The 12,434-nt window shown below is 72.2% G+C and carries 13 protein-coding genes; 6 read left to right on the plus strand and 7 right to left on the minus strand.

Translation table 11 applies throughout. From position 1 onward, the window contains the following. A partial coding sequence (locus tag ACFXGX_RS08035; protein WP_384786358.1) for a hypothetical protein occupies nucleotides 1-643 on the plus strand: 643 nt, incomplete at its 5' end. A 1-nt stretch (nucleotide 644) separates the two neighbouring features. Continuing rightward, on the plus strand, nucleotides 645-1,868 hold the full coding sequence (locus tag ACFXGX_RS08040; protein WP_384786361.1) for a hypothetical protein: 1,224 nt from the start codon (nucleotides 645-647) through the stop codon (nucleotides 1,866-1,868). Nucleotides 1,869-1,969: 101 nt separating this feature from the next. On the opposite strand, the gene ACFXGX_RS08045 is transcribed toward ACFXGX_RS08040, so the two are convergent. The 4 genes from ACFXGX_RS08045 to ACFXGX_RS08060 all read right to left on the minus strand — a co-directional run bounded on the left by ACFXGX_RS08045 (nucleotide 1,970) and on the right by ACFXGX_RS08060 (nucleotide 4,936). Next, nucleotides 1,970-2,488: a SixA phosphatase family protein gene (locus tag ACFXGX_RS08045; RefSeq protein WP_384786364.1), complete on the minus strand. Its 519-nt coding sequence runs from the start codon at nucleotides 2,486-2,488 to the stop codon at nucleotides 1,970-1,972. A gap of 168 nt (nucleotides 2,489-2,656) precedes the next feature. Beyond that, the gene (locus ACFXGX_RS08050; protein WP_384786367.1) at nucleotides 2,657-2,872 is read right to left on the minus strand and encodes a hypothetical protein; all 216 of its coding nucleotides are present in this window, start codon (nucleotides 2,870-2,872) and stop codon (nucleotides 2,657-2,659) included. Between the two features lie 324 nt (nucleotides 2,873-3,196). Next, nucleotides 3,197-3,313 (minus strand): SGM_5486 family transporter-associated protein, encoded by a 117-nt coding sequence (locus tag ACFXGX_RS08055; protein ID WP_263974370.1) that lies wholly within the window; start codon nucleotides 3,311-3,313, stop codon nucleotides 3,197-3,199. Nucleotides 3,314-3,376: 63 nt separating this feature from the next. After that, entirely contained in the window at nucleotides 3,377-4,936 is a 1,560-nt protein-coding gene (locus ACFXGX_RS08060; RefSeq protein ID WP_384786370.1) for an MFS transporter, read from the minus strand. Nucleotides 4,937-5,048: 112 nt separating this feature from the next. Here ACFXGX_RS08060 and ACFXGX_RS08065 point away from each other — a divergent pair, with 112 nt between their 5' ends. Next, on the plus strand, nucleotides 5,049-5,735 hold the full coding sequence (locus tag ACFXGX_RS08065; RefSeq protein WP_384786373.1) for a FadR/GntR family transcriptional regulator: 687 nt from the start codon (nucleotides 5,049-5,051) through the stop codon (nucleotides 5,733-5,735). A gap of 31 nt (nucleotides 5,736-5,766) precedes the next feature. On the opposite strand, the gene ACFXGX_RS08070 is transcribed toward ACFXGX_RS08065, so the two are convergent. From ACFXGX_RS08070 to fabG, 3 genes are all read right to left on the minus strand, one after another. After that, entirely contained in the window at nucleotides 5,767-6,153 is a 387-nt protein-coding gene (locus tag ACFXGX_RS08070) for a hypothetical protein (protein WP_384786376.1), read from the minus strand. A gap of 158 nt (nucleotides 6,154-6,311) precedes the next feature. Then, on the minus strand, nucleotides 6,312-7,079 hold the full coding sequence (fabI, locus tag ACFXGX_RS08075) for an enoyl-ACP reductase FabI (protein ID WP_384786379.1): 768 nt from the start codon (nucleotides 7,077-7,079) through the stop codon (nucleotides 6,312-6,314). Nucleotides 7,080-7,084: 5 nt separating this feature from the next. Beyond that, nucleotides 7,085-7,804, minus strand: coding sequence for a 3-oxoacyl-[acyl-carrier-protein] reductase (fabG, locus tag ACFXGX_RS08080; protein ID WP_384786383.1), 720 nt, complete (start codon nucleotides 7,802-7,804; stop codon nucleotides 7,085-7,087). Between the two features lie 271 nt (nucleotides 7,805-8,075). Here fabG and ACFXGX_RS08085 point away from each other — a divergent pair, with 271 nt between their 5' ends. Genes ACFXGX_RS08085 through tyrS form a run of 3 tightly spaced genes read left to right on the plus strand, consistent with a single transcriptional unit; the run spans nucleotide 8,076 to nucleotide 12,305 of the window. After that, nucleotides 8,076-9,599, plus strand: coding sequence for a TldD/PmbA family protein (locus ACFXGX_RS08085; RefSeq protein ID WP_384786386.1), 1,524 nt, complete (start codon nucleotides 8,076-8,078; stop codon nucleotides 9,597-9,599). Next, nucleotides 9,596-10,990, plus strand: a complete 1,395-nt coding sequence (locus ACFXGX_RS08090) for a metallopeptidase TldD-related protein (RefSeq protein WP_384786389.1) — start codon at nucleotides 9,596-9,598, stop codon at nucleotides 10,988-10,990. The genes ACFXGX_RS08085 and ACFXGX_RS08090 overlap by 4 nt, the downstream gene beginning before the upstream one ends. Nucleotides 10,991-11,036: 46 nt before the next feature. Next, entirely contained in the window at nucleotides 11,037-12,305 is a 1,269-nt protein-coding gene (gene tyrS, locus ACFXGX_RS08095) for a tyrosine--tRNA ligase (RefSeq protein ID WP_384786392.1), read from the plus strand. The last annotated feature ends 129 nt before the right edge of the window (nucleotides 12,306-12,434 follow it).

Below are 12,434 nucleotides of genomic sequence, written 5' to 3' on the forward strand. Positions count from 1 at the left end.
GTGTCACCCCGGGGCGCGCGCCCGCCCCCGCGGGGCGCCCCCGCCCCCCCCGGCCCCCGGGGGGGCGCGGGGGCCGGCCCGCGCGGCCCCGCCGGCCCGCCCGCGGGGCTGCCGCACCGACGACAGCGCGGGCACGGCCCTGCCCAAGAAGGCGCCGGAGGACGTCGGCTGGCGCACGCTCGGTGTCGCACGGGTGCCCGTCTCCGTCTCCGCGGGGCCGACCCGGATCCAGGGACCCCTGTGGTGGTGCTACGCGCACACGCCCACCGGGGCCGCGCTGGCCGCCCACATCATCCCCTCGCAGATGAGCGGCTCGGACTGGCACACCGTCACCGAGCAGCAGGTCGTCCCCGGCCGGGGACGCGACATGTTCGAGTTCCAGCGGGCCACCGTCCAGAGCACCGACAGCCAGAACAGCGGCACGGCCGTCGCGTCGTACGTGGGTTTCTCCGTGAGCTCGTACACGGAGAAGGCCGCGAGGGTCCGACTGCTCCTCAAGAGCGCCCAGGGATACGCGGCGACCGACATCTCCCTGCGCTGGAGCGGCGGCGACTGGAAGGTCGAGGCCGACGACAACGGCTCGCTGCACTCGCCGGTGTCGGCCGTCCAGAGCACCAACGGCTTCATCCTTTGGGGGGTTTGACGTGAACTGCACGTCCGGGAACCCGGTCATCGACCTGGTGAAGGGGTTCTTCAGCTTTCTCGGCGATCCCATCGGGACCATCGTCGACCTCATCGCGAAGACGATCCTCGCGGGCGCGGTCGCGGTGTTCGCGGCGCTGACCACCAACGTCCCGACGCTGGAGCAGACCCAGACGTCGAAGGACATCAGCAGCGACACGCAGTGGATCGTGGTCTACCTCGCCGTCGGCTCGCTGCTGTTCGCCGCCTGCCGCATGGCCATCGAGCGCAAGGGCGACGCGGGCCGCACGGCGCTGAAGGGCATCATGCGGGTGGTGCTCGTCTCGGGCGCCGCCACCACCGTCGTCGTGGCCGCCGCGGCCGTCGGGGACAGCTACTCCAACTACCTGTTCAACAACGCCGTGCGCGATTCGCTGAACAACGTCGGGGCCTGCTCGGACGGCAGCGGGATCCAGTCCTTCCTGTTGCTGGTCCTCGCGTTCCTGCTGCTGATCGCCGGAATCGTCCACACGGTCCTGATGTACATCCGGCTCGGCGTGATGATGCTGCTGCTGGGCACCCTCCCGCTGGCCGCCGCCGCCTCGATGACCGACTGGGGCGCCGGCTGGTGGCGCAAGCACATCGGCTGGATGATCGCCTGGCTGCTCTACAAACCCGCCGTCGCCCTCGTGCTCAACGCCGGCATGGCGATGATCAACTCGGGCAGGAGCAGCGGAACCGGGGACGTCAGCACCATCAACACCCGGATCGCCGGTATCGGCGTCATGCTGCTGTCCGCCATCGCCCTGCCGGCGCTGCTCAAGCTCATCGTGCCCGCGACCGCCGCCATGGGCACCGGCAACCCGATGTCCGCCATGGGACAGGCGGGCTCCAGCCTGGCCAGCGGCGCGGTCCAGCTCGGCGGCAGCCGCGGCGCCTCCGGCGGCGGCGGGCAGATGGGGCCGAGCGGGGCGACCGGATCCGGCGGCTCGTCCGGAGGGGGCGGCTCGGCCGGAGCCGCCGGTTCGGGCGGAGAGGCGGGCGCGTCCGGAGCGGGTGGCGCGAACGGCGCGGCCGCGGCGGGCCGGGCCGGTGCGTCGGGTGCATCCGCGGCGGGCGGCGCGGCCGCGGCCGCCGGACCCGCGGGGGTCGCCGTCCTCGCGGCGGTCGCCGCGGCGCAGGTGGCCAGTTCCACCGTGACCGGTGCCGTCGAGGGCGCCGACGGCGAACTGGGCCACAACAAGTGATCCCCATGGCCTGACCCGCCCCCTCCCGCTCATCTCTCTCGCCCCCCCGTGAACGGGCCCCGCGGGGGGGCGCCCCCCCCCCGTGGGTTGTCGGGGCGGGTTCACTCCGTCGGGGCCCAGTAGTCGGTCAGGGCCGCCGATCCGGGTTCGAGGGACTTCCAGGGGCCGTCGAAGGTGAGGACCGCGAACGCGGCGGTGTGGAAGCCGTGGGCGTTCATCCGGGCGCGGGTGTCGCCCTCCGCCCGGCCCGCCAGGATCTCGGTGAGGCCGTGCATGCCGGGGTTGTGGCCGATCAGGATCGCGTTCTGGGCGTCGTCCGGGGTTTCGTTGATCATGGCGATCAGCTCGCCGGGCGAGGCGTCGTAGATCCGCTCCTCGTAGACCGTTTTCGGCCGGTGCGGGAGCTCCAGGACGGCGTGCTTCCATGTCTCGCGAGTCCGGATCGCGGTGGAGCAGAGGGCCAGGTCCAGGGGGATGCCGCTGTCGGCCAGCTTGCGTCCGGCGATGGCGGCGTCCATGCGGCCCCGGTCGGCGAGCGGCCGCTCATGGTCGGACATCTGCGGCCAGTCGGCTTTCGCATGCCGGAAGAGGACGATCCTGCGGGGTTCTGCGACGCTCATGCGTCCCAGCTTCGCACGAAACATGCCATGGGGCTCAGGGAGTTGATGTGGTCCCCCGGCGAGGGTGAAGCCGTGCCCCGTCAGGGGTGATGGCATCCCCATGGAAGGGGGCGGAGTGCCGTGCGGCCGGGGCTCGCGGGTGTGCGGCGGCGGGTCCGGGTACGCCGCTCAGGAGGCGTTGTGCAGGACCGCTTGCTGGACGCGCTCGAACAGATGGGTGATCGCCGGGTCACCGGCCGCGGCGTGCGCGTCCGCCGGGTTCAGGATCATGAGCAGCAGGACGACGAAGGAGAGCGTGGGCAGGGCGAGGGCCCACCAGGGCAGCCGGATGTCGACGCGGCCCGTGGTCGCCGGGTGGGGCCGGGTGTGCGTAGGGGCCGACATGCCGCCTCCGTGAGTCTTCGAGTGGTCCCTGGCCGCGGTTCGCGGTCACGATTCGAAGTTACGGAATGCGCCGCTCTCGGCCCATCCGGTGATCCACCCACTTGACCCTGACACTCACCCCCTAGGGGATGGGGGGTTATCCCCACCTCCGGGGCCCGCCGCCGGCCGACGTCGCCGACGGGGCGGGCCCGAGGGCGTGCGGGGTGTCACGGCACCGTTGCGACGGCGGTAGGCGGTCGTAACAGGCCGCCCGTCTCGGCGGTCAGGACGAAGGCGCCCGTCTCGGCGGTCGGGACGAGGGTGCCGGGCTCGGGGGTCCGCCGGTCACGGGGAGGCGATGGACGCGATGATGCCGATGATCACCGTGATGGCCAGCATCGCGCCGAGCACGAGCAGCAGCTTCTTCTGGCCGTTCTGGGGGTTCGGGTCGAGCACAGGCATGCGGTCAGTCTCGCACTCCTGGTCCGTCGTGGCGTCGCCGGGGCCCGTTTCCGGGAGCCGGGGTCAGCCTGCGGCCTCGTCCTCCACCGTGCGGTCGCGGCCCGCCAGGATGCCGACCCCGATCTGCGGGATCATCAGCCCGGCCATCAGCGCGATCGGCAGGCCCCAGCCGCCGCTGTGCTGGTAGAGCACGCCCACGAGCAGCGGACCCGGGATCGAGATCAGGTATCCGGTGCTCTGGGCGAACGCCGACAGTTGCGCGACACCGGCGCCGGTCCGGGCGCGCATGCCGACCATGGTCAGCGCCAGGGGGAAGGCGCAGTTGGAGATGCCGAGCAGCAGGGCCCAGGCCCAGGCACCCTCGGCCGGGGCCAGGTAGAGGCCCGCGTATCCGGCGAGTCCGCAGAGGCCCAGGGCGACCACGATGGGCCCCTGCCGGGGCAGGCGGGTGGCGAGACGCGGGATGACGAAGGCCAGCGGCACGCCCATCACCATCGTGACGGCGAGGAGCAGCCCCGAGGTGCTCGCCGCGACGCCCGCGTCGCGGAAGATCTGCGCCATCCAGCCCATCGTGATGTAGGCGGCCGTGGCCTGGAGACCGAAGAAGACGGCCAGGGCCCAGGCGGTACGACTGCGGGTGATGCGCAGCCCGCCGGGCTCGGGGCGGGCGCCGACGGCGACGGAGGCGGAGGCGGCCGTAGGGGGCCTCCTGACGCCGGCGGGGGACGCGGTCGCGGTGCCGGTCCCGGCGCTGGTGCCGGTGGCGGTGCTGGTGCCGGTCGCGGTGCTGGCGCTGGTGCCGGTGGCGGTGCTGGTGCCGGTCCCGGTGCTGGCGCTGGTGCCGGTGGCGGTGCTGGTGCCGGTCCCGGTGCTGGCGCTGGTGCCGGTGGCGGTGCTGGTGCCGGTGCTGGCGCCGGTGGCGGTGGCGGGGTCCGCGGCTGCGGCAGGCGCGGAGTCACGGGTGTCGAGGACCGTGCCCCGGGCTCGTACCAGCAGGATCCACGGCAGGACCGCCGCCGCCGCGAGGCCCGCCCACACCACGAGGCCGGAGCGCCAGTCGCCCCCGAGGGCGTCGGTCATGGGGACGGTCGCCGCCGCGGCGGCGGACGTGCCGAGGGCGAGGGCCATCGAGTACAGGCCCGTCATGGAGCCGACCTTGTCCGGGAACCAGCGCTTGACGATCACCGGCATCAGGACGTTGCTGACGGCGATGCCCATGAGCGCGAGGGCGCTGGCGGCCAGGAAGCCGGCCGTTCCCCCGATGTACGGCCGCACGGCCAGGCCCGTGGTGATGGCGACCATGCCCGCGCAGACGACGGCGGCGGCCCCGAAGCGGCGGGCGAGCCGCGGTGCGGTCACGCCGAAGAGGGCGAAGCACAGGGGCGGCACGGAGGTGAGGAGTCCGGCGACGCTGCCGCTCATGCCGAGGCCGCCGCGCACGTCTTCGAGGAGGGCGCCGAGGCTGGTGATGGCCGGGCGCAGGTTGAGGGCGGCGAGGACGATGCCGGCGACCACGAGCCGTGTCGTCCACGCGCGCGGGTGGGGCGTCGCGGGTGCCGCGCTCCGGGCGGGGCGGCGTATCGCGGGGGGACGCGTCGGCGTGCGGGTTTCCTCGGGGACCATGAGGCCCATCATAGAATCATGGGATGATTGGGTGTCCAATCGCGCTGCGTTAATCTCCGGAACCTCCGGCCCCGCGCGAACGATCACACCCGGGCCCGTACGAAGGACCGTCATGCCGCTGAGCCATCCCCGCCGTTCGGCCCTGTCCGAGCAGGTCATCGCCGAGCTGCGGAACCAGATCACCTCGGGCGAGTGGCCGGTGGGCTCCCGCATCCCCACCGAGCCGGAGCTCGTCGACCAGCTCGGTGTGGCCCGCAACACCGTGCGCGAGGCGGTCCGGGCGCTCGCCCACAACGGGCTGCTGGACATCCGGCAGGGATCGGGCACCTATGTGGTGGCGACCAGCGAGCTGGCGGGCGTGATGCACCGCCGGTTCGCGGACGCCGACCCGCGGCACATCGCCGAACTGCGGTCCACGCTGGAGTCGAGCGCCGCGAGGCTGGCCGCGGAACGGCGCACGGAACGCGATCTCAAGCAGTTGGAGGCACTCCTCGTACGCCGTGAGGAGGCCTGGGAGTCGGGCGACGCGGAGGCCTTCGTGGCCGCCGACGCGACCTTCCACCTGGCGGTGGTGGCCGCGTCCCACAACGACGTCATGACGGCGATGTACGCGGATCTGGGCGAGGTGCTGCGTGACTGGCTGCGCGTGGACGTCGGCAAGGAGCTGACGCCGGAGTCGTACATGGACCACGCCCTGCTCGTCGACGCGATCAGGGCGGGCGACGCCGAGGCGGCGGCCGCGGAGGCCGCGAGCTATCCCTTCCAGTGCCGGCCGGGCCCGCCGGCCGGCCGGGAGTAGGCACGGGCGGCCGGCGGTCCGGCTTGGGGCGTCACTTCTCGTGCGTGATCCACACCGCGCGGATCTCCTTCCAGCAGCGGCCGGTCAGCCGGACGGTCATCGCCGGTCCGACCTCGACCGGGGTGCCGTCGGTGTCGATGTCCCACCAGCGGGCGCACTCGACGTGCAGAGCGACACGGTCGGTGCCCACATAGGGGTTGTGGCAGTACGCGACGACCTGGGAGCCGGTGACGGTGGTGCGGCACTCGGAGCCGAACGGCTGGGGCACGGCGGGCTTCCGTGCCCCCTCGCCCGCGGCGGCCGGCCGGGACCCCTCGTTCACCCTCTCCGCGCGTGGGAGGGACATCGCGTCGTGCGGGACGGCCAGGACCAGAGCGACAGCGGCGAACACCGGAGCAAAGCGGCGGGACAGGCGCACAAGGGGACCTCCTCGGCCGAACGGCTACGGGGCGGGCGGTGCGTCCTCCCAGCGTGCCGGTCAGAGGGTCCCGACCGCCCGGCCGACTGGGCCGAACGGGGGACGCCCCGCTCCCCGCGCGGTGCGGGAAACGGGGCGCCGGTACCGCGCGTAAGCGTTTACGCGCCGATGGCGTGCAGGCCGCCGTCCACGTGGATGATCTCGCCCGTGGTCTTCGGGAACCAGTCGCTCAGGAGGGCGACGACGCCCTTGCCGGCCGGCTCCGGGTCCTTCAGGTCCCACTCCAGCGGGGCGCGGGTGTCCCAGACGGAGGCCAGCTCGCCGAAGCCCGGGATGGACTTGGCGGCCATGGAGCCGATGGGGCCGGCGGAGATGAGGTTGCAGCGGATGTTCTGCTTGCCCAGGTCGCGGGCCATGTAACGGCTGGTGGCCTCCAGGGCGGCCTTGGCCGGGCCCATCCAGTCGTACTGCGGCCACGCGTACTGCGCGTCGAAGGTGAGGCCGACGACGGAGCCGCCGTTCTGCATCAGCGGCAGGCAGGCCATCGTCAGCGACTTCAGGGAGAACGCCGAGACGTGCATGGCCGTGGCGACCGACTCGAACGGCGTGTTCAGGAAGTTGCCGCCGAGGGCGTCCTGCGGCGCGAAGCCGATGGAGTGCACGACGCCGTCGAGGCCGCCCAGCTCCTCGCCGACGATGTCGGCGAGACGCCCGAGGTGCTCTTCGTTGGTGACGTCCAGCTCGATGACCTTGGTGGGCTTCGGCAGCTTCCTGGCGATGCGCTCGGTCAGCGTGGGCCGCGGGAACGCGGTCAGGATGATCTCCGCACCCTGCTCCTGGGCCAGCTTCGCGGTGTGGAAGGCGATGGAGGACTCCATCAGCACACCGGTGATCAGGACGCGCTTGCCCTCAAGAATTCCGCTCATGGTGATCAGTGACCCATTCCCAGTCCGCCGTCAACAGGGATGACGGCTCCAGTGATGTACGAGGCGTCGTCCGAGGCGAGGAACCGCACCGTCGCGGCGATCTCCTCCGGCCGCGCGTAACGGCCGAGCGGCACCTGCGACACGATGCCGGCGCGCTGCTCGTCGGTGAGCACCTTGGTCATGTCGGTGTCGACGAAGCCGGGCGCGACGACGTTGAAGGTGATGTTGCGCGAGCCGAGCTCGCGGGCGAGCGAGCGCGCGAAGCCGACAAGGGCGGCCTTGGACGCGGCGTAGTTCGCCTGTCCCGCCGAGCCGAGCAGCCCGACGACCGAGGAGATCAGCACGACGCGGCCCTTCTTGGCGCGCAGCATGCCCCGGTTGGCGCGCTTGACGACGCGGAAGGTGCCGGTGAGGTTGGTGTCGACGACCGAGGTGAAGTCCTCCTCGGACATGCGCATCAGCAACTGGTCCTTGGTGACGCCGGCGTTGGCGATCAGGACCTCGACCGGGCCGTGCTCGGCCTCGATCTCCTTGTAGGCCTGCTCCACCTGCTCGGTGTCGGTGATGTCGCACTTGACCGCCAGGCACCCCAAGTCCGTCAGGGCGGCCGGCGGCTCACCGGACCGGTACGTGATCGCGACCTTGTCGCCGGCGTCGGCGAATGCCCGGGCGATGGCGAGGCCGATGCCCCGGTTGCCTCCGGTGACGAGAACCGAGCGGCTCAACGGATCACCCTTTCGTTAGCGGACTGAAACCCCTGCAATACAGGCGCCTTCCTCGAAAACCTATCGGTCCGCCAGGCTTCCCAGAGAATCGGGCACCGACAGTGGGTTCGGGTGACTGCTGTCGGGTCTCTACAGAAAGCAGGGCCGGTACGGCCGGAAGGCGGACGCCTCTCGGCCGAAAGACGCGCCCGGTCGCGGCAAAGGCGTGGCCGCCGGGGCCGCCCGCGCGACATGATCGGACCCGACGGGCCACGACAGCAGGGAGACCTCGGTGCCTCATTCCATCGACGAAGCCTTCACGGCGCTACCGCTGCGCGCACTCGCCGACGCCGCGCTCGCGCGGGCGCGGGCGCTGGGCGCCGACCACGCGGACTTCCGGTTCGAGCGGGTGCGCAGCGCGTCCTGGCGGCTGCGCGACGCCAAGCCGGCCGGATCGTCGGACACTACGGACCTGGGGTACGCGGTACGGGTCGTGCACGGCGGTACCTGGGGGTTCGCGTCGGGCGTGGACCTGACGATGGACGCGGCCGCGAAGGTCGCCTCGCAGGCCGTCGCGATGGCGAAGCTGTCGGCCCAGGTGATCAAGGCGGCCGGGTCGGACGAGCGGGTGGAGCTGGCACGGGAGCCGGTGCACGCCGAGAAGACGTGGGTCTCGTCGTACGAGATCGATCCCTTCTCCGTGCCGGACGAGGACAAGGCGGGGCTGCTGGCCGACTGGAGCGCGCGGCTGCTGGCGGCCGACGGCGTCAACCACGTCGACGCGTCCCTGCTGACCGTGCACGAGAACAAGTTCTACGCGGACACCGCCGGGACGGTGACCACGCAGCAGCGGGTGCGGCTGCACCCGCAGCTCACCGCGGTGGCCGTCGACGACTCCAGCGGCGAGTTCGACTCGATGCGGACGATCGCGCCGCCCGTCGGGCGCGGCTGGGAGTACCTGCTGGGCACCGGCTGGGACTGGGAAGGCGAGCTGGAGCGGATTCCGGGGCTGCTCGCGGAGAAGATGCGGGCGCCGAGCGTGGAGGCGGGGGTGTACGACCTCGTCGTGGACCCGTCCAACCTGTGGCTGACCATCCACGAGTCCATCGGGCACGCCACCGAGCTGGACCGGGCGCTCGGCTACGAGGCGGCGTACGCCGGGACCTCCTTCGCCACCTTCGACCAGCTCGGCAAGCTCAGGTACGGCTCCGACCTGATGAACGTGACGGGTGACCGCACCGCCGAGCACGGCCTCGCGACCATCGGGTACGACGACGAGGGCGTCGAGGGCCAGTCCTGGGACCTGGTGAAGGAGGGCACGCTCGTCGGCTACCAGCTCGACCGGCGGATCGCGGACCTGACCGGCTTCGAGCGCTCCAACGGCTGCGCGTACGCCGACTCCCCCCGGCATGTGCCCGTGCAGCGGATGGCCAACGTGTCGCTGCGGCCGGACCCCGGCGGGCTGTCCACCGAGGACCTGATCGGGGGTGTCGACCGGGGCATCTACGTCGTCGGCGACCGGTCCTGGTCCATCGACATGCAGCGCTACAACTTCCAGTTCACCGGCCAGCGCTTCTTCAGGATCGAGAACGGCCGGATCGCGGGCCAGCTCCGTGATGTCGCGTACCAGGCGACGACCACCGACTTCTGGGGTTCGATGGCGGCCGTCGGCGGCCCCCAGACGTACGTCCTCGGCGGTGCCTTCAACTGCGGCAAGGCCCAGCCGGGCCAGGTCGCCGCGGTGTCGCACGGCTGCCCTTCCGCCCTCTTCAAGGGTGTCAACATCCTCAACACCACCTCGGAGGCCGGTCGATGAGCGCCCGTACGAGCAAGCCGCACGAAATCGTCGAGCGTGCCCTCGAACTGTCCCGGGCCGACGGCTGTGTGGTGATCGCCGACGAGCAGTCCACCGCCAACCTCCGCTGGGCGGGCAACACGCTCACCACCAACGGGGTCACCCGCGGGCGCACGCTCACCGTGATCGCCACCGTCGACGGGCGCGAGGGCACCTCGTCCGGTGTCGTCTCGCGCTCGGCCGTGACCGCCGACGAGCTGGAGCCCCTGGTGCGGGCGGCCGAGGCGGCGGCGCGCGGCGCCGGTCCCGCCGAGGACGGCCGGCCGCTGGTGACGGGCGTGCCGGAGTCCCCCGACTTCACGGACGCGCCCGCCGAGACGTCCTCCAGCGTCTTCGCCGACTTCGCGCCGGCGCTCGGCGAGGCGTTCGCCCGCGCGCGTGCGGGCGGCCGTGAGCTGTACGGCTTCGCCAACCACGAGCTGGCCTCCAGCTACCTGGGTACGTCGACGGGGCTGCGCCTGCGGCACGACCAGCCGAACGGCACGCTGGAGGTCAACGCCAAGTCCCCGGACCGTACGCGTTCGGCCTGGGCGGGACGCTCGACGCGGGACTTCAAGGACGTCGACCCGGCCGCGATGGACGCGGAGCTGGCGGTCCGGCTCGGCTGGGCGGAGCGGCGCGTCGAGCTGCCGGCCGGGCGCTACGAGACCCTGCTGCCGCCGACCGCGGTCGCGGACCTGCTGATCTACCAGATGTGGTCGGCCGCCGCCCGGGACGCCGCCGAGGGCCGGACCGTCTTCAGCAAGCCCGGGGGCGGCACCCGCATCGGTGAGCGGCTCAGCGAACTGCCGCTGACGCTGCGCAGCGACCCGAACGAGCCGGGCCTGGAGTCCGCCCCCTTCGTCCTCGCGCACTCCTCTGGCGACGACGCGTCCGTGTTCGACAACGGGCTGCCTCTGAAGGGCACCGACTGGATCCGGGAGGGCGAGCTGCGGCATCTGTCCACCACCCGGCACAGCGCGGGCCTGACCGGGCTGCCGGTGACGCCGACGATCGGGAACCTCGTCCTCGACGGCGGCGAGGACCGTTCCCTGGAGGAGATGGTCGCCGCGACCGGGCGCGGTCTGCTGCTGACCTGCCTCTGGTACATCCGCGAGGTCGACCCGGCGACGCTGCTGCTGACCGGGCTCACCCGCGACGGCGTCTACCTCGTCGAGGACGGCGAGGTCGTGGGCGAGGTGAACAACTTCCGGTTCAACGAGTCGCCGGTGGGCCTGCTGGGACGGGCCACGGAGGCGGGGCGGACGGAGAAGACGCTGCCCCGTGAGTGGAGCGACTGGTTCACCCGGGCCGCGATGCCCGCTCTGCGGGTGCCGGATTTCAATATGAGTTCTGTCAGCCAGGGCGTATAACCTCGTACCTGATATTCACGAGACCACCCGAGGAGATACGAGAACCGTGACGGACATCGTCGACGAGCTGAAGTGGCGGGGCCTGTTCTCCCTGTCCACCGACGAAGATGCTTTGCGCAAGGCGCTCGCGGACGGTCCCGTCACGTTCTATTGCGGCTTCGACCCGACCGCGCCCAGCCTGCACGTCGGGCACCTGGTGCAGGTGCTCACGATGCGCCGGCTCCAGCGGGCCGGGCTGCGGCCGCTCGCGCTGGTGGGCGGGGCGACGGGCCAGATCGGTGACCCGCGCCCGACGGCCGAGCGCACCCTGAACGACCCGGAGACGGTCGCGAACTGGGTGACGCGGCTGCGTTCGCAGATCGAGCCGTTCCTGTCCTTCGAGGGCGAGAACCCCGCGGTCATGGTGAACAACCTGGACTGGACGGCCGGGCTCTCGGCCATCGAGTTCCTGCGGGACATCGGCAAGCACTTCCGCGTCAACAAGATGCTCACCAAGGACTCCGTGGCCCGTCGCCTGGAGTCCGAGGAAGGCATCAGCTACACGGAGTTCAGCTACCAGCTCCTCCAGGGCATGGACTTCCTGGAGCTGTACCGCCGGTACGGCTGCACCCTCCAGCAGGGCGGCAGCGACCAGTGGGGCAACCTCACGGCGGGCCTGGACCTGATCCACCGGCTGGAGCCGGCGGCCCATGTGCACGCGCTGGCGACGCCGCTGATGGTCAAGGCGGACGGCACCAAGTTCGGCAAGACCGAGGGCGGCGCCGTCTGGCTCGACCCCGAGATGACGACGCCGTACGCGTTCTACCAGTTCTGGCTGAACGTGGACGACCGGGACGTCTCGACGTACCTGCGCATCCTGTCCTTCAGGTCCCCCGAGGAGCTGGAGGAGCTGGAGAAGCAGACGGAGGAGCGTCCGCAGGCCCGTGCCGCCCAGCGCGCGCTGGCCGAGGAGCTGACGACGCTGGTGCACGGCGCCGACCAGACGGCCGCCGTGATCGCCGCGTCGAAGGCCCTCTTCGGGCAGGGCGAGCTGACCGACCTGGACGAGCGCACGCTCGCCGCGGCCCTGTCCGAGGTGCCGCACATCCAGGTCGCCGAGGCGGGCCTGGTCGTGGACCTGTTCGCCGAGGTCGGCCTGGTGGCCAGCAAGTCGGCCGCGCGCCGCACGGTCAAGGAGGGCGGGGCGTACGTGAACAACGTGAAGGTCGGCGCCGAGGACGCGGTCCCGGCCAAGGAGGACCTGCTGCACGGGCGCTGGCTGGTGCTGCGCCGGGGCAAGAAGAGCCTGGCCGCGGTGGAGGTCACGGGCGGCTGAGCGTTCCGACGACAGCGAGGGGGGGGGGGGGGGGGGGCCCGGGGGGGGGGGGGCCCCCCCCCCCCCCCGCGGGGGGGGGGGGGCCCGCCGGGGCGCGCGCGCGGGTTGGACCCCCCCCCCCAGAGACCC

The sequence above is a fragment of the Streptomyces sp. NPDC059371 genome, assembly GCF_042751995.1.
Taxonomy (GTDB): Bacteria; Actinomycetota; Actinomycetes; order Streptomycetales; family Streptomycetaceae; genus Streptomyces.